The sequence below is a fragment of the Seongchinamella sediminis genome (genome assembly GCF_003457605.1).
GTDB classification, from domain to species: domain Bacteria; phylum Pseudomonadota; class Gammaproteobacteria; order Pseudomonadales; family Halieaceae; genus Halioglobus; species Halioglobus sediminis.
The window spans coordinates 1-25,037 of record NZ_QRAN01000031.1; the positions used below are offsets into that span (position 1 = coordinate 1).

Consider the following 25,037-nt stretch of genomic DNA (forward strand, 5'->3'; position numbering starts at 1 on the left):
CAACGTGCAGATGGTTGCCACGCTGATCGCTCCCATCGCCATGGAAGAAGGCCTGCGCTTCGCGATTCGTGAAGGTGGCCGCACCGTTGGCGCGGGTGTTGTCGCCAAGATCATCGAGTAATCGCTACCGTCGCCCCCATGCAAATGGGGGCCCAGTGACCCTGGATTCTGGCCTTCGCCAGAATGGCAGAAAGATAAAAAAACCCGGCCTCGCGCCGGGTTTTTTGTGGCCGCAAGCCCGGGGTGGGCAGCGACCGGCGACGCGCAGCTCAGGCCAGCAGGTTCTCGATGTCTTTCTCGATGTCTTTCGGTTTGACCGTGGGGGCATAGCGCTTGATCACCTGGCCATCGGCGTCCACCAGGAACTTGGTGAAGTTCCACTTGATGCCCTTGCTGCCCAGAGCGCCCGGTGCTTCCTGCTTGAGGTGCTTGAACAGGGGATCGGCCCCGGAGCCGTTGACCTCGATCTTGCCGAACATCGGAAAGGAAACGCCGTAGTTGAGCTGGCAGAATTCCTGGATCTCGTCGTTGCTGCCCGGGTCCTGCTTGCCGAACTGGTTGCAGGGAAAGCCCAGCACCTCGACGCCCCGGTCACGATACTTCTCGTACAGTTCCTCGAGGCCGGCGAACTGGGGGGTAAACCCGCACTTGGACGCGGTGTTGACGATGACCAGGACCTTGCCCCTGAAGTCGTCCAGCGGGCGTTCTGTGCCTGCCGGGGTGGCGCAGGAAAAGTCGAATACGGAGGTGCTCATAGTGCCGTTCTCTCGGTTGGGGGTGTTAGGTGCCAGGCGCGCCGTGGGCGGCTGCCAGTTGCATGCTGGTGCAACTGCTTGCGGAATCAGGCATTGGTACGCAGGCCGCCGGGTGGGAGATCACCAGCCGCTGCTGCCTGGCCGGCCACAAAAAGGCCCCGGTTGCGGACGAACGGGGCCTGTGTCTATGCTGGCGGTGCCGCTGTCAGGCGGCCTGGGCCTGCAACTGCATCTGCTCCATCAGCATATTCAGCCGCTTGCGCTGCATTTTCAGTGAGTATTCCAGCTCCTTGAACTTGGTCCTGAGGGCGGCGGAATCCCACTTTTGCTGCAGCCTGAGCCTTTTCTCGTTCAGGGCATCGCCAATTTCCGCTTTCTTGGCTTCATAGCGCTGGGCCTGCAGCGCCGTCCAGGCATTGATCGACTCGGTGAACAGCTGGTACTCGCGCTCCAGGGTGGCGCGCAGGGGCTCCGGGGCCTGGGCGTCCTCCAACTGGTCGCGGGCGCGCTGGAACTGGGTGTCGAGTATGGCGCGCTGAATCTTGAAATCCGGCACCCGGACCAGGTTGCGGGCCAGGCCTACCCGGGAGCAGGCGCTGATCAGCCATTTGGTGGGATCCCACTGCCACCAGCGGATGCCGTTGCGGTAGTCGGTCTGGAAGATGTGGTGGTAGTTGTGATAGCCCTCGCCGTAGGTGAGGAAGGCGAGCAAGCCGTTGTCCCGGGCGCTGTTCGACTCGGTGTAGGGCCTGGAGCCCCAGTAGTGGGCCAGCGAATTGATAAAGAAGGTCACGTGGTGGTTAACCACCAGGCGCAGCAGGCCCACCAGCAGCAGGGTACCGATGATATCGCCGTGCCAGATGCCCAGCAGCAGGGGCAGGCCGACGTTCATCAGCAGGGTCAGGGCCACGTAGTGCCTGTCCTGGAACATGACCACTGGATCCCGCTGCAGGTCCCGGGCGTTGCTGAAGTCGGGCTCGTTGCTGTTGTATTTGCGCAACATCCAGCCGATGTGGCTGAACCACAGGCCGCGGCCGGCGGAGTAGGGGTCGCGGTCGTTATCGTCCACGTAACGGTGGTGGCGGCGGTGGTCCGAGGACCAGATCAGGATGCTGTTCTGCAGCGCGCCTGCACCCCACAGGGCGTAAAACCATTTCAGGGCGGGGTGGGCCTCGTAGGCCTTGTGCGACCACAGGCGATGGTAACCGCCGGTGATGGACAGGCCGTTCAGGTACAGGAACGCCAGGGCCCAGAGCCACTGGAAGGCGTCGTAGCCGCGGTAGAGCCCCCAGGCGGGCACCAGGATCAGCGCGGCGATGGGCAGGCCGATGAATATGCTCATGTTGACGGGATTCAGCGGCGGCTTTTGCTCGGTGGTAGTCATGGCGGTGGCCAGGCCTCCTACGATGTAACAAGGTTGCTTATGGTAACTTTAACGGGGCCAAAAGTCCCCTGTGTCCAGTTGCCGTGGCAGGCTGATTCCGCTTGCCCTGCCCACAGGGCCGGCAATCTGCAGTATCATGCTCCTCCCTTAAACCAGGCTGAAGCCAGGCACTATTTGAAGCGGGCGCTGATAACCCGGGCTTTGCGCTGTCGCTGTATTTTCCAGAGGAGCCCCAATGTCCAGTCAGGCTGTATTTACCCGCGGCTCAACCATGCGCCATGTGCTGGTTATGACCGGGGCCTCGGCGGCCGGCCTGCTGACCATGTTCGGGGTGGACATGGTGGACATGTACTTCCTCACCCTGCTGGGTGAACAGGAACTGGCCGCTGCCGTAGGCTTCGCCGGTACCCTGATCTTCTTCCTGGTGGCGGTGAGCATCGGCCTGCAGATCGCCCTGGGCGCACTGGTGGCCCGCTCCGAGGGCGCCAACCGGCGCGACCTGGCCAGCCGGTACTGCAGCAGCGGCCTGCTGTTCAGCCTGACGACGGCCATCGTCATTTCCCTGCTGGGCTGGCTTTACCTCCGGGAGTTGCTGCAACTGCTGGGCGCCCGGGGCATCACCCTGCAGTACGCCCTCAGCTATGCCGGCATTCTGCTGCCCAACATGCCGGTGCTGGTACTGGGGATGAGTGCCGCTGCCGGTGTCCGGGCCCTGGGCGATGCCCGGCGCTCCATGTGGGCGACAGTCACCGGCTCGGTGGTCAACGGCGTGCTCGACCCGATCTTCATTTTTACCCTGGACTGGGGCCTGGAGGGGGCTGCCTGGGCCTCGGTCGCGGCGCGCATGGTGGTGCTGGCGGTGGCCTGGCACGCGATTTATGTGGTTCACCGACTGCCCTGCCGGATAAACCGCCAGCAGTTCTTCGCCGATCTGCGTCCCTTGCTGAAAATAGCCACGCCGGCGGTACTCACCAACCTGGCCACGCCCATTGGCGGCAGCTTTGTGCTGCGCACCATGTCCCAGTTTGGCGACAGCGCGGTGGCCGGTGCGGCGATTATGGGGCGGATTACCCCGGTGGCCTTCTGCGCCATTTTTGCCCTTTCCAGTGCGGTCGGCCCGATCATTGGCCAGAACGCCGGGGCCGGGCTTTACGGCCGGGTCCGCTCCACCCTGCGCAATGCGATGATCTTCAATGTCACCTACGTGGCGCTGGTGTGGCTGCTGCTGTGGCTGCTGGGCGATACCATCGTCCGCGCCTTCTCTGCCTCGGCCGGGGCCGCAGAGCTGATCCTGTTCTACTGCAATTTGCTGGTCGGTGCTTTTGTTTTCAACGGCGCGCTGTTTGTGGCCAATGCCAGCTTCAATAACCTGCATCATCCCCACTGGGCCACCGGATTCAACTTTGGCCGCGCGCTGCTCGGCACCATTCCGTTTGTCTACCTGGGAGCCCACTGGTATGGCGCCAGGGGCGTGTTGGCGGGGGAGGCCCTGGGGGCGGTGATTTTCGGCACGCTGGCGGTGGTGGCGGCCTTTTACCTGATCCGCCGGCTGGAACGAGAGCACGTGGCGCTGCCCCATACTGCCGCCCCGGAGGGGCTGGAAAGCGAGCGCCAGGCCCCGCTTTAGGGGCCCTTCGCGCGGTAGTCGGCCAGCGCCTCGTGCAACCACTCGGCGGAGGGCCGGGTGTGGCCAGCGCAGGTGACGCTGTACTGGCGGCCGGTCCAGGAACTCTCGGTCGCCAGGCGGTCGATAAAGTGTTCGGTAGTGTCCACGTATTTGCCGCCGCGGCGGTACTTCAATCGCAGGTGGTCGGCGGCATCGGCGGCGTCATGGTCGCTGCCGTTGCGGTGAAAGGTGCAGCCGCTGGTGGCGACATAATTGAGCAGGTACTGCACCTCGGTGTCGGTGTTGTCAGCGGCTGCCGCGGTTGTGGCCAGCAGCAGGGAAAAGGCGAGCAGCGCTGTTCGGGTCATGGTGTTCCTCAGCGGTCCAGTTTAAGCCGCGCCCGCAGGGCGTGGTGATCCGAACTGGTCACCGGTACCACCTCGGTGTGCTCCGCGATCAGGCCGCGCACGTAGATATGGTCCAGCGGCCGGCCAAAGGCGGTGGTGCGCAGGTCCGGTGTGAAGACCAGGGGCTCCAGCCCGTGCTGGGACAGGGCCTGGTCCACCAGTTGTTGCCGGGCGGCGCTCCAGGTATTGAAATCACCGGCGAGAATGGCCGGCCCCCGGTGGGCGATCAGTAGCTCCACCAGCGGCCGCAGCTGGGCCTGCAGGTCCTCTACGCCAAAGGTGAAATTGACCGCGTGCAGGTTGATGGCCAGCAGCCGGTCCTTCCGGCCCTGTAAGGGGTGTTCGGTGACCGTGGCCGCCTTGGGTGTACCCAGCCAGGGCTCGGTGCGACTGAAATTGCACTGCATGCTGGGCGCGTGCCGGCTCAGGGTCATCACCCCGGAGTGCAGGCCGGCGGTGGAGTAACCCTGGGCAAAGGACTGGAACAGTGGGCCCTGCGGGTGCACTTCGCCCAGTTGGGCCTGCAGCGACGCTTCCTGGATAAACGCCAGGTGGGCATTGCTGCCGAGCGCCTGCATATCCTCCATCCAGCCCGCGTTACTGGCCTTCTGGATGTTCCAGCTGAGGATATTCAGGGACCCTGACAGCACCTGGCCCGCCGCTACCGGCAGGGTGCCGAGATAGGCGGCGCAGACCCTGGCCCGCTCAGTGAGCAGCGGTGTACTGGCCTTGCCGGAGGCAGCGAAGCAGATGCTGGCCACCAGGCTGACGACAGCCAGGCGGAGCAGGGATAATGTCGGTCTGGAGGTGTTCACAGGGCCTATTGTGGCAGCTGCCATATGTCGATGACATGGCAAAAAGCGTCACCCGGGCGATTTTCTGGCGCTCCGGGCCGGCCCCTCAGGCGCTGCGCCGGGCTGGGCCTAGAGTTTTTCCAGGAAGGACTGGTATTCCAGGGTGGTAATGCGACGGCGGAATTCCTCGATCTCCTGCTCCTTGCTGAGGGTGAAAATGCGCTGCATTTCGCTGCCCAGGGCATTGCGGATGAAATCGGACTCCTTGAACAGGCGGACCGCATCGGGCATGTATACCGGCAGCGTGGCCTCCTCCTGCGCGTAGCCGTCACCGCTGATCGGGTCACCCGGTGACAGGTTCTCGTTAATGCCCTCCAGGATGCACGACAATATGACCGAAAACAGCAGGTAGGGGTTGGCGTCGGCACCCGCTACCCGGTGTTCCAGGCGTCGCGAAAGCGGGTTGCTGGCAGGTACGCGCACCGCCACCGTGCGATTCTCGTAGCCCCAGCTGGGGAAGGTTGGCGCGTGGCAGCCCTTCTGGAAGCGGCGATAGGCGTTGTAGGTGGGCGCGAAAATGGCCACCGATTCCGCCATGTAGGTCAGGCAGCCGCCTATGGCCTGGTGCAGCAGCGGAGTCCCCCTGTCGCTGCCATCGTCGAATATGTTGACGCCCTTATCATCCAGTACGCTGCAGTGTACGTGCATGCCATTGCCCGCTTCTTCCTCGAAGGGCTTGGCCATAAAGCTGGCGATCAGGCCGTGCTTGGCGGCAACGCCCTTGATCAGCCGCTTCATCATGACGATCTGGCGCGCCGCCAAGACCGGGTCGTCCACGTGCTGCATGTTGATTTCGTACTGGGAAGGCGCCGACTCCTTGACCACGCCATCGAAGGGCAGGTCCTGGATTTCACAGGCAATGCGCAGGTCTTCCATCATCTCGCGGTGATGGTTGAGGACGTCGAGACCGTAGGTGTTGCCGCCGACGGGGCCGCTGCTGGCGGGGGACGGGCAGGTATGGGCGGGAATCTCCCGGTCCCAGGTCACCAGGCTGAATTCCAGCTCCGCCGCGACCACCGGGCGCCAGCCGGCCTCCGCGAAACGTTTCACCACCTGCATCAGTACATGGCGTGGATCGCCGAGGTAGGGGTTGCCGTCGGCATCGAACATGGACAGCATGATCTGGCCGTGCTGGCTCTCGGCAGACCAGGGCGTGGGAAGCAGGGAGCCTTCTACCGGCAGGCAGACACCGTCGGCATCGCCGGTGGCAAATACCAGTTGCTCCACGTCCCTGCCCCAGATGTCGAGGCTGAGCGCGGTTTTCGGGAGCTTGAGCTCGCCGTCGAAAATCTTGCCCAGCTTGTGCCGGGGCACCCACTTGCCACGCATGACCCCGTTGCAATCGGGGAGCAGTGCTTCAATGGTGGTGATTTCCGGATGCGCTCGCAGGAACCAATCGGCTTCTACCGACATGCTGCCTATCCATGACTGTGTAAGTGGCTACTATCAGTCCAATCAAGTCCCTTGGCAATGCCCCCGATGGGGCAGCAAGCGGTTGATATAGAACGCAAATTCACGACTAGCGCGGTGACATGTAGACCGACAGCGGGTCCTCGCCGGCAGCCTGGCCGAGACAGGACATGGAGTTGAGAAACAGCGAGAACAAATCGGTCTGGGAGGACACGTCCAGCTTGCGGTAAATGCTCTTGCGGTGCCGGCGTACGGTCTCCACCGCAATCTCCAGACGCGAGGCGGAGATGTCGGTGCCGTAGCCGCGCAACATGAGTTCCAGCACATCCTTTTCCCGCGGCGACAGCAGCGACTCGCCGAAGGTGCGAAACGCCAGGTCGATCTGGTGGTCGATACCCGGCTGGATGAGGTTGGTGATGGCGAAGTCGTCGTGTTCGGTGTGGCTTTTCAGCAGCTCGGATACCGGCTCGGCGAGCAGGTAGAGGGTTTCATATTCGTCTTCGCTGTAGGGCCCATGTTGCGGCAGGCGCATCATGCTCAGGTTGATGACATTGCCACCGTGCACCCGGGCCAGATAGACCGCCTCGTCAACGGTGCCCGTATCCGAGTAATACTCCCGGTAGTAGTCGGTTTGTTCCAGTTTGCCCAGGGTAACCCGCGACAGCCGGTACAGCTTGGATTTTGGCTGGTTCATTGAGGTCTGGTAGAACGGGTCCTCGCGATAGGGCCCCTCCAGGTACTGGTCGACCTGGGCATTCATCGCCGATGCAGGAATCTGGTGGTAGAGCACCCGCGGCGGCAGGTCCTTGTGGTACAGCCAGACCTGCGGAAAGTCGATCTGGACCTGGCCATTGATGGCGTCGATCAGTGCGGGGAAGAACTCGTCCCGACCCAGCGCACCGATGGCACGCGAGATATCGCGATTCCATTTGCTGAGTTGGTTAATGTTGTTCATCTGGTCTTATGATTTTGCCACCCCATCCCCATTTTACATATTGGGCAGAGTGTCCGGGGATGTCAATCCAACCGGGCTGTTAAACCACGCCGGAGTTTAAGCAGCGCACGATACTGCGGCGCGCAGCCCTGCTACTATACTTGAGGTCCAGCAGACGGAGGTTTGATGTTGTCCGACAGCTACCCCAGCACCAGAGGGTACAACGACAGTGTTCCCCGGGAGTTCACCCGGGCACTGCTGCTCAAGGCCCAGGCCCACGGCAAGGATGTGGAGGCAATGCTGCGGGCGGCGGGGTTTCCTTTTGACCCCCTGCGCCAGTGCGCCCAGACTTCCCTGGTCTCGCCGCAACAGTACAGCCGCCTGTGTGTCGAGCTGGTGCGCGCCCTGAACGACGAGTCCGCCGGGGTAATGCCCGATGTACAGACGCCGGTGGGGACAACGCGGCTTATCCTGCTGACCATGCTCAACAGTTCCAGCCTCGCGGTAGCGCTGCGCCGGGCCATAGAGTTCAACGCCGCCTGTCGCCTGCGCCAGGGCGGGGAGGTAAGCAATGAACTCACGATCGATGCCGACGGCAAGTTCGCAACCCTGAGCTACCTCTGCCGCGGCGACGTTCCCGGGGTGCAGCACAGCGTGCTGTGCAGCCTGGCCATGTGGATGCGATTCTGCGGCTGGCTGGTGGGCCAGCAGATCGACATCAGCGAAGCCCGATGCGCCGGACCGGAGCCTGAATTTACGGCTGGCGTCCGTCACTTTTTTCCCTGTCCGGTGCGTTTTGGCCAGCAGCTCAACTCGGTGACCTTCAGCGCCCGCCTGCTGGAGGCGGAGCCGCTGCGCGACGAGGCGGAGCTGCGGGCCTTTCTCAAGCTGGCGCCCTACCACGTGATCATCGAGCCCAGCGCTGGCACGCTGAGCGTCACCCAGCGAATCCGCACTATCCTCGGCAGCGACTTCCGTACCGAGATGCCCAGCTTCGACGAGCTGACCGGACTGCTCAACATGTCTGCCCGGACCTTGCGCCGGCGGCTGGAAAAGGAGGGTACCTCCTATCAGCGCATCAAGGACAATGCGCGCCGGGATGCGGCCATCAGCCTGCTCAGCCGGGAGGGGATGACGGTCAGTGAAGTCGCCGAGCGGGTAGGCTTCTCCGACCCGTCGGCCTTCCACCGCTCGTTCAAGAAGTGGACTGGCCTGTCGCCGGGTTCCTACCGCTAGCGGTCCGTCAGTCTTCCCAGTTCAGCGGCTCCGTGCGCCAGCGCTTGCGCCAGGCCCGATAGACCTTGTCGGAGTACACCCGGCGACCGACGGAGCCGTTGTAGCGGGCCAGGGCGCGGTGCAGGTGCCCGTTTTCCCGCTGCAGGTAGAACTGCAGGATGCGACAGCCGTAGGCGAAATTGGTCTTGTTGACGGTCAGGTTGTCATCGGGGCGACCGATTTCGTCTTTCCAGAAGGGCATCACCTGCATCATTCCCTGGGCGCCCACCCGGGAAATGGCAAAGCGGTCGAAGTGGCTCTCAACCTCGATAACCGCCAGCACCAGCTCCGGCGGCAGGTGCGCCTGCACGGCAGCCGAGTGAATGTCCTGCAGCAGCTCCAGGCGGTGTTTGGGGTCTTTCACGAAACGTTGCAGCCGGGCCGACATATCCACCAGCCAGACCTCGGCATCGTAGCGGTCCTCGAAACTGCTGGCATCGGAGATGGTCGCTTCAAGGAAGCGGCGCAACTCCTCGCGCTCGGCCTCGTCGGCCGGCTGGCCCAGCGCCCACGGGGCGAGCGCCAGGCACAGTAACAGCGCAGGCAGCGAACGCACCTGGCTCAGCCCTGCAACTGCTCCCGCAGGAATGCAAGAATCTCGTCCCGGGGAAGCAGCCTGGATTCCTCGTCCCGGCGGCCTTTGTACTCGATATTGCCATTGGCCAGGGCCCGGTCGCCGATGACGATGCGGTGGGGGATGCCGGTCAGTTCCATATCGGCAAACTTGACCCCGGGGCGCTCGTTGCGGTCATCCAGCAGTACCTCGATACCGGCCTTTTGCAGCTGCTGGTAGAGTTCTTCCGCACAGCTGGCCACGGGTGCCGACTTCTGCATGTTCAGCGGCACGATGGCGAGTTGGAAGGGCGCCATGGCCGCGGGCCAGATAATGCCCCGGTCATCGTGATTCTGTTCGATGGCCGCGGCCACGACCCGGCTCACGCCGATGCCGTAACAGCCCATGGTCATGGTAACGCTCTTGCCGTTCTCATCCAGCACGCTGGCCTTCATGGCTTCGCTGTACTTGCAGCCCAGCTGGAAAATATGACCCACTTCTATACCGCGCTTGATCTGCAGCTGGCCCTTGCCGTCCGGGCTGGGGTCACCCTGGACCACGTCGCGGATGTCCTCGACTCTGGTCGCTGTGCAATCCCGGTCCCAGTTGACCCCGGTGAGGTGGTAGTCGTCCCTGTTGGCACCGCAGCTGAAGTCAGCCAGGGCCGCGGCGCTGCGATCGACGATAATCTCGATCTTAAGGCCCACCGGGCCCAGCGAGCCAAAGCCGGCGCCCAGCGCCTCGCGCACCTCGGCTTCCTCGGCCATTTGCAGGGGTGAGGCGACCCCGGACAGTTTTTCCGTCTTGATGGCATTGAGCTGGTGATCACCGCGGACGACCAGGGCGATCAGCTGGCCTGCCTCTTCGCCGTGGGCGATGAGCGTTTTTACCGTGCTTGCCGGGTCTATCGACAGGAAGGCGGCCAGGTCGTCGATGGTCTTCACCCCGGGGGTGGCCACCTCTTGCATGTCCGCCCCCGGAGCAGGGCGGGGCTGCTGCGGCGCGACCGCCTCGGCCATTTCCACGTTGGCGGCGTAGTCGCTGCTGTCGGAAAAGGCGATATCGTCTTCGCCCGAGTTGGCGAGCACGTGGAATTCATGGGAGCCGCTGCCGCCGATACTGCCGGTGTCGGCGATTACCGGGCGGAAGTCCAGGCCCAGGCGGGTGAATATATTGGTGTAAGCCTGGTGCATGTCCTGGTAGGTCGCTTCCAGCGATTGCTGGTCAACATGGAAGGAGTAGGCGTCCTTCATCAGGAATTCCCTGGAGCGCATGATGCCAAAGCGCGGCCTGATTTCGTCGCGCACCTTGGTCTGGATCTGGTAGAGGTTGAGCGGCAGCTGCTTGTAGCTCTTGATCTCGTTGCGCACCAGTTCAGTAACCACCTCCTCGTGGGTGGGGCCGAGGCAGAAGTCACGCTGGTGACGATCCTGGATGCGCAGCAGTTCCGGCCCATACTGTTCCCAGCGGCCCGACTCCTGCCACAGCTCCGCTGGTTGTACCACCGGCATGCTGACCTCCTGGGCTCCGGCCGCGTCCATCTCCTCGCGCACCACCTCCTCGACTTTGCGCAGTACCCGCAGGCCCAGAGGCAGCCAGGTGTAGAGTCCGGCGGCGAGTTTGCGGATCAACCCGGCCCGCAACATGAGTTGGTGACTGATGACCTCAGCGTCGGCGGGGGTCTCTTTTTGCGTGGCGATAAGGAAATTACTGGTGCGCATGGCTGCAATTACATCCGGGAGTCAATACAGGGCGCCTATTCTAGAGACCTTACCCGCGGCGGTAAACGCCGCTGACTTGCCTCATTCTGGTGCTTTTCACACGGCAATGTTGCGGTGAGGCTTGAAAATAAGGGGTTTTTTGACCCTCGGCCCCGAAAAACGCTTGTATTACAGGGTTTCATGGATTAATACTATGCACGTGGCTGGCGAGCTGCTGAGCGAATGGGGATGCGGGGCGCCGGAACACCTCTACTCAAAGTTCACTATTAGGGAAGGTCTAGAATAACATGGCGACTAAAAAAGCAGCAGCGAAGAAAACTCCGGCCAAGAAAAAGGCTCCAGCCAAGAAGGCACCTGCCAAGAAGGCAGCACCCGCCAAGAAGGCAACTGCTATCCGCGACAAGATGACCAAAAGCCAGATCGTTGCGAGCCTCGCGGAAAGCACCGACCTGAGCAAGAAGCAGGTCAATGCCGTTCTGGATGAGCTGAACATGCTGATCGAGCGCAGCATCAAGAAGCGTGCCGTCGGCGAGTTCACCATTCCCGGCGTCATGAAGATCACCACAGTGAAGAAACCTGCTCGCAAGGCGCGCAAGGGCATTAACCCCTTCACCGGTGAAGAGACCATGTTCAAGGCGAAGCCTGCCAGCATTGCGGTCAAGATTCGTCCACTGAAGAAGCTGAAGGAATACGCCGCTTCCTGAGCGCCGTGACCGGATCGGCCGCCTCCTTGCGCTAACGGGGCGGCTGGTCATTGCAAGAGGGCCAGCTCAGTTAATATGAGCAGGCCCAGCACCGCCGGGTGCCGGGGCTTTTTGCCCCCTGAATATCCCCTCCCGCCAAGCTTGGCCTCTACCCCTGCTTGGGGTAAAATCCGCGCCTCGAATTTTTCTCTCTCTAGCTGATTTCAGGTGGGTTAAGTCATGCCGATCTACGAATACCAGTGCCAGAAATGTGGCAACGCGATGGAGGTCCTGCAGAAGATCAGCGACGCTCCACTCACTGAATGCCCCCAATGCGGGGCCCCTGAACTGCGGAAAAAGATCTCCGCGGCCGCGTTTCGCCTCAAGGGCGGCGGCTGGTACGAGACGGATTTCAAGACCGGCAGCAAGAAAAACCTGCACGGTGCACCTGACTCCGCCGCTGCCAGCGACAAGCCTGCCGCCAGCGACAAGTCCGGCTCCGGGGGCAGCGAGAGTAACACGTCCGCCTGAGCCCGGGCCCAGCGGCCAGCCAGCCATTGATACGGAAACAAATTATGCGCACTCACTATTGCGGCGTCCTGACTACCGCCAACATCGACGAGACGGTCACCCTCTGCGGCTGGGTGGATCGCCGCCGGGACCACGGTGGCGTCATCTTCCTGGATATGCGGGACCGGGAGGGCATCGTACAGGTGGTGTTCGACCCCGATACGGAGGAGCACTTCGAGCGTGCCGATAAGGTGCGCAGTGAGTATGTGCTGAAAATCACCGGGCGGGTGCGCGCCCGCGGAGAGGGCACCGTCAACCCCGCCATGGCCACTGGCGAGATAGAGGTGCTGGGCAAGGAGCTGGAAATCCTCAATGTCGCCGCGACCCCGCCGTTCCAACTGGATGAGCATACCGCCGTTGGCGAGGAAGTGCGCCTCAAGTATCGCTACATGGACCTGCGCCGTCAGGAGATGCAGCAGCGGCTGATCACCCGCTCGAAAATAACCTCGGCGATTCGCAATTTCCTCGACCGGGAGGGTTTCCTGGACATCGAGACCCCGATCCTCACCCGGGCCACACCCGAGGGCGCCCGCGACTACCTGGTGCCCAGCCGCACCCACCCGGGGCAGTTTTTTGCCCTGCCCCAGTCGCCCCAGCTGTTCAAGCAGCTGCTGATGGTGTCCGGCTTCGACCGCTATTACCAGGTGGCCAAGTGCTTCCGCGATGAGGACCTGCGCGCCGACCGGCAGCCGGAGTTCACCCAGATCGACATCGAGACCTCGTTCCTGGATGAAGATGAAATCATGGCGATCACCGAGCGCATGGTGCGGGAGCTGTTCAGCGCCACCCTCGATGTGGCGCTGCCCGAGTTTCCCCATATGCCCTACGCGGAAGCCATGGAGCGCTACGGCTCGGACAAGCCTGACCTGCGTATCGACATGGAACTGATCAGCGTCGACGACCTCATGCAGCAGGTGGACTTCAAGGTCTTCCGCGGCCCCGCCGATGACGAGCACGGCCGGGTAGCGGCACTCAAGGTCCCCGGCGGCGCCACCATCAGCCGCAAGGAAATTGACGACTACACCAGCTACGTGTCCATTTTCGGTGCCCGCGGCTTGGCCTGGATCAAGGTCAATGACCTGGCGGCGGGGGTGGCAGGATTGCAGTCGCCGATCCTCAAGTTCATGCCCGATGAGATCGTGATGCGGATGATGCAGCGGCTGGAGGCGGCCGATGGCGACATCATCTTCTTCGGCGCCGACAAGGCCCGGGTGGTCAACGAGTCGCTGGGGGCACTGCGGATCAAGGTCGCTGAGGACCAGGGCATGATTCGCGAGGGCTGGGCGCCCTTGTGGGTGGTCGACTTCCCCATGTTCGAGGATGACGGCAGTGGCGGCCTTACCCCCCTGCACCACCCCTTTACCGCGCCTTCCTGTTCTGTCGAGGAGCTCGAGGCCAAGCCGGCGCAGGCCCTGTCCCGGGCCTACGACATGGTGCTCAATGGCTGCGAACTCGGCGGCGGCAGCGTGCGTATTCACCAGCGCGATATGCAGGAAGCAGTGTTCAGGATCCTGGGTATCTCCGAGGAGGAGGCCAACGAAAAATTCGGTTTCCTGCTGCAGGCCCTGCAATATGGCGCACCGCCCCACGGTGGCCTGGCCTTCGGCCTGGACCGCATCGTCATGCTGATGACGGACTCCGCCTCAATCCGTGACGTGATCGCCTTCCCGAAAACCCAGACCGCGCACTGCGTGATGACCGACGCCCCGGGGGATGTTAACGCCCAGCAATTGCGCGAGCTGAATATTCGCCTGCGTCAGGGCAAGGAAGAGGCGAAAGCGGGGTAAGTCACCGCTAGCGCTAGTCGTAAAGCAGGGAATACGATGGCTATGCCGCCGGCGGTATTGCGGTGCTCGTGGAAGTGATGACAGACAACCGCAACCGCACGGTTGCCGAGGTGCGCCATGCGTTCTCCAGGCGCGGCGGAAACCTGGGCACCGACGGCGCCGTGGCCGAGCAGGCCAATGGATCCCGGCGTTCGCCGGGATGACGGGGCCTGGCAGTCACGATGACAGTGCCTGGTCCATGGCATGAATTTCCCTGGCCTGCTAGTGACGCCATCCATCCAGCCCTGTATATTCGTACATAGTGGAACTGGGCGCGGAAAACTCCATGTCGCTTATCTTGGGAATCGATCCGGGTTCCCGCAAAACCGGCTTTGGCATCATTAATTACCTGTCTGGCCGCAGCGAATATGTCACCAGTGGTGTGATCCGCCTGCCGGAGGGTGAGCTGGCCCCGCGCCTGAAGATAATCTTCGACAGTGTTTCGCAACTGGTGGAGCAGTATTGCCCCCAGGAGCTGGCGGTGGAGCAGGTGTTCATGGCGAAGAGCGCCGGTTCGGCGCTGAAACTGGGCCAGGCCCGGGGCGCAGCGATCGTCGCCTGCGCCAGCCGCGGAATGGCGGTGGCCGAGTACTCCGCCCGCCAGATCAAGCAGTCGGTGGTGGGTACCGGCGGCGCGGAGAAGGCCCAGGTACAGCACATGGTGAAGGTACTGCTGAAGTTGCCCGCGGAACCCCAGGAGGACGCCGCGGACGCCCTGGCAGCGGCCCTGTGCCACGCCCACACCCGACAAAGTATGATAAACATGGCCGGTGCGAGTTCTGTGCGCCGGCGACGGATCCGATAAATGATAGGCAGAATTCGGGGCATCCTGGTTGACAAGCAGCCGCCTGACATCCTGGTGGAAGTCGGTGGTGTTGGCTATGAGCTGCAGGTGCCCATGACCACCCTGTTCCAGTTGCCGGGACTGGGAACCGAGGTATCCCTGGTCACCCATTTCGTGGTCCGCGAGGACGCCCAGCTGCTGTACGGATTCATCGATGAGCGCGATCGCTCCCTGTTCCGCCGCCTGATCAAGGTTAGCGGTGTGGGCCCCAGGCTGGCCCTGACCATTTTGTCTGGCATGGATGCCAGCAGCTTTGCCCGCTGCGTGCAGCGGGACGACGTCAAGTCGCTGGTGGCCTTGCCCGGGGTCGGTAAAAAAACCGCGGAACGCCTGCTGGTGGAAATGCGCGACAAGCTCAAGGACTGGCTGGAGGAGGCCGGCGCCGAACTGCCGGCGGGAGGACCGTCCATAGCGCCGGTGGCCGACGCGGTGGCCGACGCCGAGGGCGCGCTTATCGCCCTGGGTTACAAGCCGGCGGAAGCGGCGAAGATGGTCGCCGCGGTGAACGATGATGCCAGTGCCGACAGCGAGGAGTTGATTCGCCGGGCACTGAAGTCCATGGTGAGCGGATGATTGAAACCGACCGCCTGATCGCCCCGGAACCGGTCAGCCCCCGGGAGGAGGCCATGGACCGGGCCATCCGGCCCCGCTCGCTGGACGAGTACGTCGGCCAGCAGGCGGTGCGGGAGCAGATGTCCATCTTCCTGCAGGCGGCGAAACTGCGGCAAGAGCCGCTGGACCACACCCTTATTTTCGGCCCGCCCGGGCTGGGCAAGACGACCCTGGCCAGCATTATCGCCAACGAGATGGGCGTTTCCCTGAAGACCACCTCCGGCCCGGTGCTGGAGAAAGCCGGCGACATCGCCGCCCTGATGACCAACCTCGAGCCGGGCGATGTGCTGTTCATCGACGAGATTCACCGCCTCAGTCCCTTTGTGGAAGAAGTGCTGTATCCGGCGATGGAGGACTACCAGCTGGATATCATGATCGGCGAGGGGCCGGCGGCGCGCTCCATCAAGCTGGACCTGCCACCCTTCACCCTGGTGGGTGCCACTACCCGGGCCGGTTTGCTGACCTCGCCCTTGCGGGACCGCTTCGGTATCGTCCAGCGGCTGGAGTTTTACGAGGTGGCAGACCTGGCGCATATTGTCGAGCGCTCGGCGAATATCCTCCAGATCGGCATAGACCACAAGGGCGCGACGGAAATTGCCCGCCGCTCCCGCGGTACCCCGCGTATCGCCAACCGCCTGCTGCGGCGGGTGCGCGACTTCGCCGAGGTCAAGGCCGACGGCCATATCAGCGATGCGGTGGCGGACCGGGCGCTGGACATGCTCAGCGTTGACCAGCAGGGCTTCGACCACCAGGACCGGCGCCTGCTGCTGGCGATGATAGAGAAGTTTGACGGCGGCCCGGTGGGGGTGGACAGCCTGGCCGCGGCCATTTCCGAAGAGCGGGGCACCATCGAGGACGTGCTCGAGCCCTACCTGATCCAGCAGGGCTACATGGTGCGCACCCCCCGGGGCCGCATGGTGACCCGTAACGCCTATTTGCACTTCGGTTTGCCGCAGCCGAGCCGCCCCGATAGTGGTAACCTTCCCCTCGACCTGGGCCCGGGAGACAAGTGATGGCGGCGGAGGAATTTTCCCTGCCGCTGCGGGTCTATATCGAGGACACCGACGCCGGGGGCATTGTCTACTACGTCAACTACCTCAAGTATATGGAGCGGGCGCGCACCGAGTACATGCGCAGCCTGGGCTACGGCAAGGATTACATTTTCAACCATGACCTGATGTTCGTGGTGCGGGATGCGGCGATCAGGTACCTGGCACCGGCGCAACTGGACGATGAACTGCAAGCCAGCGCCCGGATTACCGCGCTGGGCGGGGCCTCCATCGTCTTCGCCCAGACTGTACGCCGGGCGGGGCAGGTGCTGGCCAGCGGTGAGCTGACCATTGCCTGTGTCGATCGCAACGGGGTCAGGCCCCGGCGCATACCCGGCGACATGAGGAGCCGGCTGGCGCCGGCACAATAACAGAACCATCGAGGGGAGCAGAATTGGAAGAGCAGTTAAGCCTGATAGACCTGGTACTACACGCCAGTTTTACCGTACAAATGGTGATGGTCATGCTGGTCGGGGCGTCCATGCTGTCCTGGTACATGATCGTCCAGCGCTTCCTCTACCTGCGCAATGCCCGGGAGGAAATGTACAGCTTTGAGGAGCGCTTCTGGTCCGGCATAGACCTGTCGCAACTGTACCGGGAGGGCAATGAAAAGGCCTCGGACGGCGGCGCCATCCTCGGCATGGAGAGCATTTTCCGCGCCGGCTTCAAGGAGTTCTCCCGCCTGGCGCAACAGTCCGAGATGGATTCCGAGGCGATTCTCGAGGGCTCGCGGCGCGCCATGCGGGTGGCGATGATGCGCGAGGAGGAACGGCTGGAGCGGCACCTGGCGTTTCTTGCCTCGGTGGGCTCCACCAGTCCCTATATCGGCCTGTTCGGCACGGTGTGGGGCATCATGCATTCATTCCGCGGCCTGGCCAATACCACCCAGGCCACCCTGGCCACGGTGGCGCCGGGTATTTCCGAGGCCCTGGTGGCCACGGCCATGGGCCTGTTTGCGGCAATTCCGGCGGTACTGGCCTACAACCGTTTCTCGTCCAAGGTCGAGGTGTTCAGTAATCGTTACGACACCTTCGTCGATGAATTTTCCAGCATTCTCTACCGCCAGGCCTATGCCCTGCGGGCCAAGGGCAAGCGGGCAGGGTAAGCGGCGGTGAACAGGACCCGAAACAAGCGCAGGCCGATGGCAGAGATCAACGTGGTGCCCTACATCGACGTGATGCTGGTGCTGCTGATCATCTTTATGGTGACGGCTCCCATGCTGATGCAGGGGGTGAAGGTGGATCTGCCGGAGGCCAGCGCCGACCCGGTGGAAAACCAGGACAGCGAACCCCTGATTGTCTCTGTCAATGCCAATGGCGAGCTGTTCCTGAACCTCGGCAACGAGGAGCAGGTGCTGGCCCTGGCGACCATTCGCGAGCGGGTTGCCAAGGTCATGAACACGAATCCGGACAAGCCGGTGCTGATCTGGGGCGATGAGGCGGTGCCCTATGGTCAGGTAGTGACTGTGATGGTGGCCCTGCAGCAGGCCGGAGCGCCCAGCGTGGGCCTGGTCACCGAGAACCCATAGGCTGCCCTGATGGCTACCGAGTCCGTCTACGCCAAACCCGTGATGCCGCGCATTATCGTGCGCCCGGCGCTGGCGTCGCTGGCCCTGCACGCGCTGATACTGGCGGCGATGACCGTCAACTGGGTCAGTCACGAGCCGGAAGTGGTGAAGGTCAAGCCGGCGCCCACGGTGATCAATGCCCGGCTGGTCGATGTCAGTGAGTTTCAGCCCAAGCCGAAGCCGAAGCCCAAGGCGCAGGCGAAGCCGAAAGCGACCCCCGCCAGGCCGAAACCGGCAGCCAAACCAAAACCGGCGCCCAAGCCGGTGGCCAAAACGGCCCCGAAACCGGCACCCAAGCCGAAGGCCGCGGCAAAACCCGAGCCCAAACCGGAGCCGCGTATCACCGAGGAAGAGCTCGCCGCCCTGACCCGTGCCGACATGGCCCGCGCCATGGCGCAGGAAGACGAGGTCCTGGAAGCGACCGCTACCGCCCGGGAAATGGTCGCCAGTTACACCGCCCTTATCGCCCAGACGGTGATCAACTACTGGAGCCGGCCGCCCAGCGCCCGCAACGGCATGGAGGCGGAACTCCGCCTGCAACTGGTGCCTACCGGTGAGGTGGTCAGCGTGACCCTGATCCGCGGTAGCGGTAACGCCGCCTTCGACAATTCCGCGATCAACGCGGTGAAGAAGGCCGGCAGTTTCCCCGAGCTGCAAAACCTGCCCAGCGCAGAATTCGAGAACAATTTCAGGCGCTTCCGCCTGCTATTCAAACCAGAGGATTTACGTTACTGATGAAACGGCTGTTTTTGGTCATTACCCCGCTGCTGCTGGCGCTGTCCACCCTGGCCGCCCGGGCGGAGCTGACGATTGAGATTACCCAGGGCAGGGACAATCCCACCGCCATCGCGGTGGTGCCCTTCAACTGGCAGGAACCGGGAACCGCGCCGGAGGACGTCGCCTGGGTGGTCGATTCCGACCTGGCGCGCAGCGGCCAGTTTGCCCCGGTGTCCCGTTCAAACATGCTGGGTCGCCCCAGCACCGAGCAGGAAATTTTCTATCGGGACTGGCGCGCCATCAACGCCGAGTACCTGCTCATTGGCCGGGTGTCCGCCCAGGGCGCCCAGATGCGTATCGAATACGAGCTTTACGATGTGGTGCGCCAGCGCCAGGCTCACAGCGGGGTTGAAACCGGTCCCATTAACGAGGCGCGGATGCTGGCCCACCGGGTATCCGACGCGGTGTACGAGAAGCTCACCGGCATCCGCGGCGCCTTCGCCACCAGGCTGCTGTATGTGTCGGTGACCCGGGTTCCCGGCGGCAAGGACTACTACCGCCTGACCCTGTCCGACTCCGATGGCGCCCGGCCGATTGTGCTGCTGGAGTCCCGGGAGCCGGTGCTGGCCCCGGGCTGGTCACCGGACGGCAGGCAGATCTCCTATGTTTCCTTCGAGTCCGGCAGGCCGGCAATATACCGCCAGAACCTCAGCACCGGCGCCCGTGAGCAGCTGACCAGCTTCCGCGGCCTCAATGGCGCGCCGGCCTGGTCGCCCGATGGCAAGAACATGGCCATGGTGCTGTCCAAGGATGGCAGCCCGGATATCTACCTGATGAACCTGGTCAGCAAGAAGCTGACCCGTATCACCCGTCACTATGCCATCGATACCGAGCCGACCTGGATGCCGGACGGCCGCTCCCTGCTGTTTACCTCGGACCGGGGCGGACGGCCGCAGATTTACCGCTACGACCTGCGCACCGGAACCACCGAACGGCTGACCTTCGAAGGGGGCTATAACGCCCGCGCCCGGGTGGCCCAGGACGGTCGCAATGTGGTAATGGTGCACCAGCAAAACGGCCAGTTCCACATTGCCCTGCTGGACCTGGTGACCAACCGTTTGCAAGTGCTGACTTCCACTGAATTGGATGAAAGTCCCAGTATCGCACCCAATGGCTCTATGGTATTGTACGCAACGAAACACGCGGGTCGCGGCATACTGGCGGCGGTTTCAGTGGACGGGGGCGTGAAATTCCGGTTGCCATCGCGGGAAGGCGATGTGCGTGAGCCGGCATGGTCACCCTTTATGAGCCGTTGACCTGACTTGCAGAAACACGTTTTAACAATCACGTACTTTTAAGGAAGGGTATTATGAAACATCTACCTGTTGCCGGTAAGGCTATTTCTGTGCTGTTCGCAGCAACGCTGCTGGCAGCTTGTTCCGGCAGCTCCAAGAAGGAAGAAGAAGAGGCCGCCGCAGCTGCAGCCGCCGCTGCAGCCGCCGCCCAGGCCGAACAGCAGGCCGCCGCGGCCGCGGCCGCCGCCGAACAGCAGCGCCTGCGCGATGCCGCAGCCGCCTTTGGCAACGTGTTCTATTTCGACTTCGACAGCTACAACCTGAAGCCGGAAGCCATCGAGGCCCTGGACGCCCATATCGCCGCCCTGCAGGGCAACGAAGCAAGCGTGCGCCTTGAGGGCCACACCGACGAGCGCGGCACCCGCGAGTACAACATGGCCCTGGGTGAGCGTCGTGCCAACGCGGTACGTGACTACATGGTGGTGAATGGCATCCCCGCCTATCGCATCGAAACGGTAAGCTATGGTGAGGAGCGTCCCATCGCCTACGGTTCCGGCGAGTCCAACTGGTCACAGAACCGTCGCGTCGAACTGAAGTAAAACGCCTATGGCAAACATGAGCAAACTGCTTGTGGCGGGCGGGCTGGTCCTTGTGACCGGCCCGTTGTCATTCCAGCTCCAGGCCCAGGACTATGTCGACGTCGAGGCAGAGCGCAGCGGTCGCACCACCCCCGCGGCGCCGGCCACCGCCACGCCGGACAGCGCCGACCCCTATGCCCGGCCCGCCGGAACGGCCCCCTACACGGCGCCGTCGGCAACCGACCCCTACAGCGTGCAGCCCGCGCAATCCTATCCGGCGACCAGCTACGGCATGGACAGCGCTCCCGCCGGCTCCGCCGTTGGTACTCCGGCGCCAGGCGCAGCTGCCGCAGCTCCCGGCGGGGGCGGACAGATGGGCACCCTGTTTATCCAGCTGCAGCAGCTGCAGCAGGAAGTGATGCGCCTCAACGGCATTGTTGAGGAACAGGCCAATGAACTGCGCAAACTCAAGTCACAGAGCCTGGAGCGCTATGTTGATCTCGACAAGCGCCTCAGTGCGCTGGGCAGTGGCAGTGGCGCGACCGCAAGCAACCCCGGTGCGGCCACAGCGCCGTCAGTGCCCATTGCATCGCCGGGCGCCGGTGCCGCCGAAGTGCCGGGGGAGGGCGATGCCTACCGCAGCGCCTATGCACTGGTGCGTAACCAGCAGTTTGACCAGGCGGTAGATGCCTTCAGCCAGTTTTTACGCAGTTATCCCGATGGCAGGTATGCGCCCAACGCGCACTACTGGCTGGGGGAATTGTACCTGGTTATCGATCCACCGGACCTGGAAGCGTCACGGCAGTCCTTTTCCCTGCTGCTGGACCGCTATCCGGACAACGCCAAGGCGCCGGACGCCATGTACAAGCTGGGCAAGGTGCAGTTTCTCAAGGGCAACCGGGAAAAATCCAGGGAGTACCTGGACCGGGTGATCCGCGAGTACGGCAACACCAACAGCTCTGCGGTCAAGTTGTCCCGGGACTTCCTCGCCGAGAATTTCTAGGCGCAAGCCGGGACGCAGCCATGTCGACCAGCCTGGTCCACAGTGACGATGCCCTGCGCATCACCGAAATCTTTTACTCCCTGCAGGGAGAAGCGCGCACCGTGGGCCTGCCCACCGTGTTCGTGCGCCTGACCGGTTGCCCCCTGCGCTGCGTCTACTGCGACACTGAATACGCCTTCAGCGGTGGGGAGCTGCAAAGCCTGGAGGATGTGGTGGCCAGGGTTGCCGCCTACCAGCCCCGCTACGTCACCGTGACCGGCGGCGAACCCCTGGCCCAGCCCAACTGCCTGCCGCTGCTCGCCGCCCTCTGCGATGCCGGCTACGAGGTGTCGCTGGAAACCGGCGGCGCCATGCCGCTGGCGGGGGTGGATCCGCGGGTGGTGAAGGTTGTGGACCTGAAAACCCCGGCCTCGGGGGAGATGAACCGCAACGACTACGACAACCTGGCGCTGTTACAGTCCCACGACCAGATCAAGTTTGTGATTTGCGACCGGGCTGACTATGACTGGGCACGTTTCAAACTCGATGAATTCCAGCTCGCGTCCCGGGTCTCGGACGTGCTGTTCTCTCCCAGTCATGGCGAGCTGTCCGGGCGCCAGCTGGCCGAGTGGATACTGGCGGATAAACTGCCGGTAAGAATGCAGCTGCAGCTGCATAAAATCCTCTGGAACGACGAGCCGGGACACTGATGACGGATAAACGCGCGGTCATACTGGTGTCCGGTGGACTGGATTCCACCACGGTGCTGGCCATGGCCCGGTCCGAGGGCTACGCCTGTTATACCCTCAGCTTCGACTACGGCCAGCGTCACCGGGCGGAGCTATTCGCCGCCGAGCGGGTGTCCGCCGCCCTCGGCGACGTGGAGCACAAGGTGGTCAAGCTCAACCTGGACAGTATCGGTGGTTCGGCCCTCACCGACGCCGCCATCGCGGTGCCGGAGGAGGAAACCGAGGGCATTCCGGTGACCTATGTGCCCGCCCGCAATACCGTATTTCTCTCCATCGCCCTGGGCTGGGCGGAAGTCCTGGGTGCACAGGATATCTTCATCGGCGTCAATGCCGTGGATTATTCCGGCTACCCCGATTGCCGCCCGGCCTACATCGCGGCCTTTGAAAACATGGCCAACCTCGCTACTCGCGCCGGGGTCGAGGGCAACAGGCTGCGTATTCACACCCCGCTGATGGACCTGGGCAAGGGCGAGATCATCAACGCCGGCCTGGCGCTGGGCGTGGACTACGCCCTGACCGTGTCCTGCTACCAGGCCACGGACGCCGGCCTGGCCTGCGGCAAGTGTGACGCCTGCCGCCTGCGCGCCCGGGGCTTCGCTGACGCGGGGGTGGACGATCCCACCCCCTACGCCTGAGGCGATTCCCGCTCCAGGTACACCGCCCCCACGCCCTCTTTGCCGAGTTTGTCGTCCTCGTTGTAAATGGGACAGTTTTTCATCGACAGGCAACCGCAGCCGATGCATCCGGTCAGCCGGTCCCGCAGCCGCTCCAGGGCGGCGATGCGGGCGTTGAGGCTCTGTCGCCAGTGGCTGGACAACTGCTCCCAGTCCCGGGCATTGGGCGTGCGCTTGTCCGGCAGGTTCGCCAGCGCCTCCCGGATTTCCTCGAGGCTGATGCCCATTTTCTGCGCGGCCTTGATGACCGAGATGCGGCGCAGTACGTCCGCCTTGTAGCGGCGCTGGTTGCCCGCGTTGCGCCAGCTGCTGATCAGCCCCTTCTGCTCGTAGAAATGCAGCGTGCTGACGTTCACGCCGCAGCGCTTGGCTACCCTGCCCGGGGTCCAGCTCGCTTCGCTCATGGTGCGCTCCTGTAAATTTTTCACATTGGGGTAAAATAACGCTTTACCTCAAGTAAGCTTGAGGTAATAGCATGGCCTCCGTCAACTACAGACAGGAGATGAAAAATGATTCAGTTAGAGCATGTAAACCTGGTGGTTACCGATATCGATGCCCAACTGGCCTTTTACCAGGCGGCCTTCCCCCACTGGCGCGTACGCGAGCGGCAGCAGGGCAGCTGGTCCGGCAAGCCCCGCACCTGGGTCCATTTCGGTGATGACTACCAGTACCTGGTGTTTGGCGATAACGGCGAGGGAGAGAACCGCGACCTGGCCGGCCACAGCGTCGGTCTGGCGCACTTCGCGTTCGTTACCAGTAATCTGGATGCCATGACCAGGCGCCTGCGGGCGGCCGGCTTCGAGCCGGACAAAGATGGCGCGGACGAGCCCTACCGGCGTAACGTCTACTACATTGACCCGGCCGGGTTCGAGGTGGAGTTCGTGGAGTACTCGAGCGACCTGCCCGCCGAACGTAACCTGTCCAGCTAACCTGCAATTGGGAGAAAAGAACGTGAAAATAGTCGCCTTCGCCGCCAGTAACAGCAGCCAGTCCATTAACCGCGCCCTGGCGTCCTACACGGCGCACCTGATCCCCGGCGCCGAGGTGGACCTGCTCGACCTGAATGATTTCGAGATGCCGATATTCAGTGAGGACCGGGAGCGCGAGCACGGTCATCCGCCGGCCGCGGGGGCCTTCCTGGCGCGGATTGCCGCCGCTGACGCCCTGGTGATTTCCTATGCGGAACACAACGGTTCCTTCAGCGCAGCGTACAAGAACCTGGTGGACTGGGCATCGCGGCTGTCCCGCAAGGTATTCCAGCACAAGCCGACCCTGATGCTCGCGGCCGGTCCGGGCGCCGGTGGCGCCGCCAGTGTGCTGGCGCTGGCGGAACGCTCCGCGCCCTCCATGGGGGCGAACGTGCTGGCGGCGGTGTCCGTGCCCAGCTTTCAAGATCACTTCGACCTGGCCCGCTGCCAGGCCGGGGAGGGTGAGCCGATGGCCCGGGTCAGGGCCGCGGCCAGCGAGTTGCAGGCGGCACTGGCGGCGGCCTGAGAGCACTGCGGCGGTGCCGGTGGCGCGGGCCAGGCATAGATCCGTGCCCCGGCCATAGCCCCCTAAGGCACTGATTAATCACGGGTTATCCCCGGGAAAAAAAATGGACCCAAGGCTTGAGTTTTGAGTTCAAATCCGTAAGATACGCACTCCTTCTGAGGGTCGTTAGCTCAGTTGGTAGAGCAGTTGGCTTTTAACCAATTGGTCACTGGTTCGAATCCAGTACGACCCACCATACAAACGAAAATGGCCACCCCCCCGGGGTGGCCATTTTCGTTTGTGGCGGGCCGTCTGGATCAACCAGCCGGTTCGACAAAACGCGCCAGCGTTTTGCAACGAGGCGCGCAGCGCCGAAGCCCGCCAGGGGCAGAACACCCCTTAGCAGGCTGCTGAAAAAGGCATGATTTTGATGCACTTAACTTTCTCGTCGTTCCAAGGCCCAAGTTTGGTCAACGGCGAGTCGGATTTGTGGCAGCTTCGCCAAATTGGGGATTCGGG

29 protein-coding genes, 1 tRNA gene and 1 pseudogene are annotated in these 25,037 nt (G+C 63.1%); 22 read left to right on the forward strand and 9 right to left on the reverse strand.

Going from position 1 to position 25,037, the window contains the following annotated elements; all coding sequences use genetic code 11:
* The coding region (locus DWB85_RS18130) for an EF-Tu C-terminal domain-related protein (protein ID WP_205422805.1) at window positions 1–121 on the forward strand (121 nt) is incomplete at its 5' end.
* Window positions 122–269: 148 nt separating this feature from the next.
* Here DWB85_RS18130 and DWB85_RS18135 read toward each other — a convergent pair.
* Together DWB85_RS18135 and DWB85_RS18140 are read right to left on the reverse strand one after the other, a co-directional pair.
* Window positions 270–755 (reverse strand): glutathione peroxidase, encoded by a 486-nt coding sequence (locus tag DWB85_RS18135; protein WP_117957360.1) that lies wholly within the window; start codon window positions 753–755, stop codon window positions 270–272.
* Between the two features lie 205 nt (window positions 756–960).
* Window positions 961–2,139 (reverse strand): fatty acid desaturase, encoded by a 1,179-nt coding sequence (locus DWB85_RS18140; protein WP_117957362.1) that lies wholly within the window; start codon window positions 2,137–2,139, stop codon window positions 961–963.
* Between the two features lie 235 nt (window positions 2,140–2,374).
* Between DWB85_RS18140 and DWB85_RS18145 the strand changes: the two genes are divergently transcribed.
* A complete protein-coding gene (locus DWB85_RS18145; protein ID WP_117957364.1) occupies window positions 2,375–3,766 on the forward strand; it encodes an MATE family efflux transporter in 1,392 nt (463 codons plus the stop codon).
* Here DWB85_RS18145 and DWB85_RS18150 read toward each other — a convergent pair.
* The 4 genes from DWB85_RS18150 to DWB85_RS18165 all read right to left on the reverse strand — a co-directional run bounded on the left by DWB85_RS18150 (window position 3,763) and on the right by DWB85_RS18165 (window position 7,371).
* On the reverse strand, window positions 3,763–4,113 hold the full coding sequence (locus tag DWB85_RS18150; protein ID WP_117957366.1) for a DUF5329 family protein: 351 nt from the start codon (window positions 4,111–4,113) through the stop codon (window positions 3,763–3,765). The two genes, DWB85_RS18145 and DWB85_RS18150, sit on opposite strands and share 4 nt — an antisense overlap.
* An 8-nt stretch (window positions 4,114–4,121) precedes the next feature.
* On the reverse strand, window positions 4,122–4,967 hold the full coding sequence (locus DWB85_RS18155; RefSeq protein WP_162846199.1) for an endonuclease/exonuclease/phosphatase family protein: 846 nt from the start codon (window positions 4,965–4,967) through the stop codon (window positions 4,122–4,124).
* A 108-nt stretch (window positions 4,968–5,075) separates the two neighbouring features.
* Window positions 5,076–6,419 (reverse strand): glutamine synthetase family protein, encoded by a 1,344-nt coding sequence (locus DWB85_RS18160; protein WP_117957370.1) that lies wholly within the window; start codon window positions 6,417–6,419, stop codon window positions 5,076–5,078.
* A 106-nt stretch (window positions 6,420–6,525) separates the two neighbouring features.
* Complete coding sequence (locus DWB85_RS18165; protein ID WP_117957372.1) at window positions 6,526–7,371, reverse strand: response regulator transcription factor; 846 nt, start codon at window positions 7,369–7,371, stop codon at window positions 6,526–6,528.
* 165 nt (window positions 7,372–7,536) lie between these two features.
* Between DWB85_RS18165 and DWB85_RS18170 the strand changes: the two genes are divergently transcribed.
* Entirely contained in the window at window positions 7,537–8,586 is a 1,050-nt protein-coding gene (locus DWB85_RS18170; RefSeq protein ID WP_117957374.1) for an AraC family transcriptional regulator, read from the forward strand.
* 7 nt (window positions 8,587–8,593) lie between these two features.
* Here the strand turns inward: DWB85_RS18170 and DWB85_RS18175 are convergent, their stop codons facing one another.
* Both DWB85_RS18175 and DWB85_RS18180 read right to left on the reverse strand, forming a co-directional pair.
* Window positions 8,594–9,181 carry a lytic transglycosylase domain-containing protein gene (locus DWB85_RS18175; RefSeq protein ID WP_117957375.1) on the reverse strand — a complete coding sequence of 196 codons (588 nt, stop codon included), beginning with the start codon at window positions 9,179–9,181 and terminating at the stop codon, window positions 8,594–8,596.
* 5 nt (window positions 9,182–9,186) lie between these two features.
* Window positions 9,187–10,899: a proline--tRNA ligase gene (locus DWB85_RS18180; protein WP_117957377.1), complete on the reverse strand. Its 1,713-nt coding sequence runs from the start codon at window positions 10,897–10,899 to the stop codon at window positions 9,187–9,189.
* A gap of 287 nt (window positions 10,900–11,186) precedes the next feature.
* Between DWB85_RS18180 and DWB85_RS18185 the strand changes: the two genes are divergently transcribed.
* From DWB85_RS18185 to queC, 16 genes and pseudogenes are all read left to right on the forward strand, one after another.
* The gene (locus DWB85_RS18185; protein ID WP_117957379.1) at window positions 11,187–11,603 is read left to right on the forward strand and encodes an HU family DNA-binding protein; all 417 of its coding nucleotides are present in this window, start codon (window positions 11,187–11,189) and stop codon (window positions 11,601–11,603) included.
* A 219-nt stretch (window positions 11,604–11,822) separates the two neighbouring features.
* Entirely contained in the window at window positions 11,823–12,113 is a 291-nt protein-coding gene (locus DWB85_RS18190; protein WP_117957381.1) for an FmdB family zinc ribbon protein, read from the forward strand.
* Window positions 12,114–12,157: 44 nt separating this feature from the next.
* Window positions 12,158–13,939 carry an aspartate--tRNA ligase gene (gene aspS / locus DWB85_RS18195; protein WP_117957383.1) on the forward strand — a complete coding sequence of 594 codons (1,782 nt, stop codon included), beginning with the start codon at window positions 12,158–12,160 and terminating at the stop codon, window positions 13,937–13,939.
* 32 nt (window positions 13,940–13,971) lie between these two features.
* Window positions 13,972–14,106 (forward strand): annotated as a pseudogene (locus DWB85_RS18200) (YebC/PmpR family DNA-binding transcriptional regulator); the annotation flags it as partial.
* Window positions 14,107–14,264: 158 nt separating this feature from the next.
* Window positions 14,265–14,783 (forward strand): crossover junction endodeoxyribonuclease RuvC, encoded by a 519-nt coding sequence (gene ruvC, locus DWB85_RS18205; protein WP_117957410.1) that lies wholly within the window; start codon window positions 14,265–14,267, stop codon window positions 14,781–14,783.
* The gene (gene ruvA, locus DWB85_RS18210; protein ID WP_117957385.1) at window positions 14,784–15,395 is read left to right on the forward strand and encodes a Holliday junction branch migration protein RuvA; all 612 of its coding nucleotides are present in this window, start codon (window positions 14,784–14,786) and stop codon (window positions 15,393–15,395) included. It begins immediately after the preceding gene.
* Entirely contained in the window at window positions 15,392–16,447 is a 1,056-nt protein-coding gene (gene ruvB, locus DWB85_RS18215; RefSeq protein WP_117957387.1) for a Holliday junction branch migration DNA helicase RuvB, read from the forward strand. Before ruvA ends, ruvB begins: the two co-directional genes overlap by 4 nt.
* Complete coding sequence (ybgC, locus tag DWB85_RS18220) at window positions 16,447–16,854, forward strand: tol-pal system-associated acyl-CoA thioesterase (RefSeq protein WP_117957389.1); 408 nt, start codon at window positions 16,447–16,449, stop codon at window positions 16,852–16,854. Before ruvB ends, ybgC begins: the two co-directional genes overlap by 1 nt.
* A gap of 23 nt (window positions 16,855–16,877) precedes the next feature.
* Complete coding sequence (tolQ, locus tag DWB85_RS18225) at window positions 16,878–17,588, forward strand: protein TolQ (protein WP_117957391.1); 711 nt, start codon at window positions 16,878–16,880, stop codon at window positions 17,586–17,588.
* Between the two features lie 36 nt (window positions 17,589–17,624).
* Window positions 17,625–18,011 carry a protein TolR gene (tolR, locus tag DWB85_RS18230; RefSeq protein ID WP_117957392.1) on the forward strand — a complete coding sequence of 129 codons (387 nt, stop codon included), beginning with the start codon at window positions 17,625–17,627 and terminating at the stop codon, window positions 18,009–18,011.
* A gap of 9 nt (window positions 18,012–18,020) precedes the next feature.
* Window positions 18,021–18,785 (forward strand): cell envelope integrity protein TolA, encoded by a 765-nt coding sequence (tolA, locus tag DWB85_RS18235; protein ID WP_117957394.1) that lies wholly within the window; start codon window positions 18,021–18,023, stop codon window positions 18,783–18,785.
* Window positions 18,785–20,083 (forward strand): Tol-Pal system beta propeller repeat protein TolB, encoded by a 1,299-nt coding sequence (tolB, locus tag DWB85_RS18240; RefSeq protein ID WP_117957396.1) that lies wholly within the window; start codon window positions 18,785–18,787, stop codon window positions 20,081–20,083. The genes tolA and tolB overlap by 1 nt, the downstream gene beginning before the upstream one ends.
* A gap of 53 nt (window positions 20,084–20,136) precedes the next feature.
* Window positions 20,137–20,661, forward strand: a complete 525-nt coding sequence (gene pal, locus DWB85_RS18245; RefSeq protein ID WP_117957398.1) for a peptidoglycan-associated lipoprotein Pal — start codon at window positions 20,137–20,139, stop codon at window positions 20,659–20,661.
* A gap of 16 nt (window positions 20,662–20,677) precedes the next feature.
* The gene (gene ybgF / locus DWB85_RS18250; RefSeq protein ID WP_239017387.1) at window positions 20,678–21,643 is read left to right on the forward strand and encodes a tol-pal system protein YbgF; all 966 of its coding nucleotides are present in this window, start codon (window positions 20,678–20,680) and stop codon (window positions 21,641–21,643) included.
* 20 nt (window positions 21,644–21,663) lie between these two features.
* The gene (gene queE / locus DWB85_RS18255) at window positions 21,664–22,332 is read left to right on the forward strand and encodes a 7-carboxy-7-deazaguanine synthase QueE (protein ID WP_117957402.1); all 669 of its coding nucleotides are present in this window, start codon (window positions 21,664–21,666) and stop codon (window positions 22,330–22,332) included.
* Window positions 22,332–23,006 carry a 7-cyano-7-deazaguanine synthase QueC gene (gene queC / locus DWB85_RS18260; RefSeq protein ID WP_117957403.1) on the forward strand — a complete coding sequence of 225 codons (675 nt, stop codon included), beginning with the start codon at window positions 22,332–22,334 and terminating at the stop codon, window positions 23,004–23,006. Before queE ends, queC begins: the two co-directional genes overlap by 1 nt.
* On the opposite strand, the gene soxR is transcribed toward queC, so the two are convergent.
* Window positions 22,997–23,449 carry a redox-sensitive transcriptional activator SoxR gene (soxR, locus tag DWB85_RS18265; RefSeq protein ID WP_117957405.1) on the reverse strand — a complete coding sequence of 151 codons (453 nt, stop codon included), beginning with the start codon at window positions 23,447–23,449 and terminating at the stop codon, window positions 22,997–22,999. The two genes, queC and soxR, sit on opposite strands and share 10 nt — an antisense overlap.
* Before the next feature lie 105 nt (window positions 23,450–23,554).
* Here soxR and DWB85_RS18270 point away from each other — a divergent pair, with 105 nt between their 5' ends.
* From DWB85_RS18270 to DWB85_RS18280, 3 genes are all read left to right on the forward strand, one after another.
* On the forward strand, window positions 23,555–23,974 hold the full coding sequence (locus tag DWB85_RS18270; protein WP_117957406.1) for a VOC family protein: 420 nt from the start codon (window positions 23,555–23,557) through the stop codon (window positions 23,972–23,974).
* A gap of 22 nt (window positions 23,975–23,996) precedes the next feature.
* Window positions 23,997–24,539, forward strand: coding sequence for an NADPH-dependent FMN reductase (locus tag DWB85_RS18275; RefSeq protein WP_117957408.1), 543 nt, complete (start codon window positions 23,997–23,999; stop codon window positions 24,537–24,539).
* A gap of 159 nt (window positions 24,540–24,698) precedes the next feature.
* A tRNA-Lys gene (locus tag DWB85_RS18280) sits at window positions 24,699–24,774 on the forward strand.
* The last annotated feature ends 263 nt before the right edge of the window (window positions 24,775–25,037 follow it).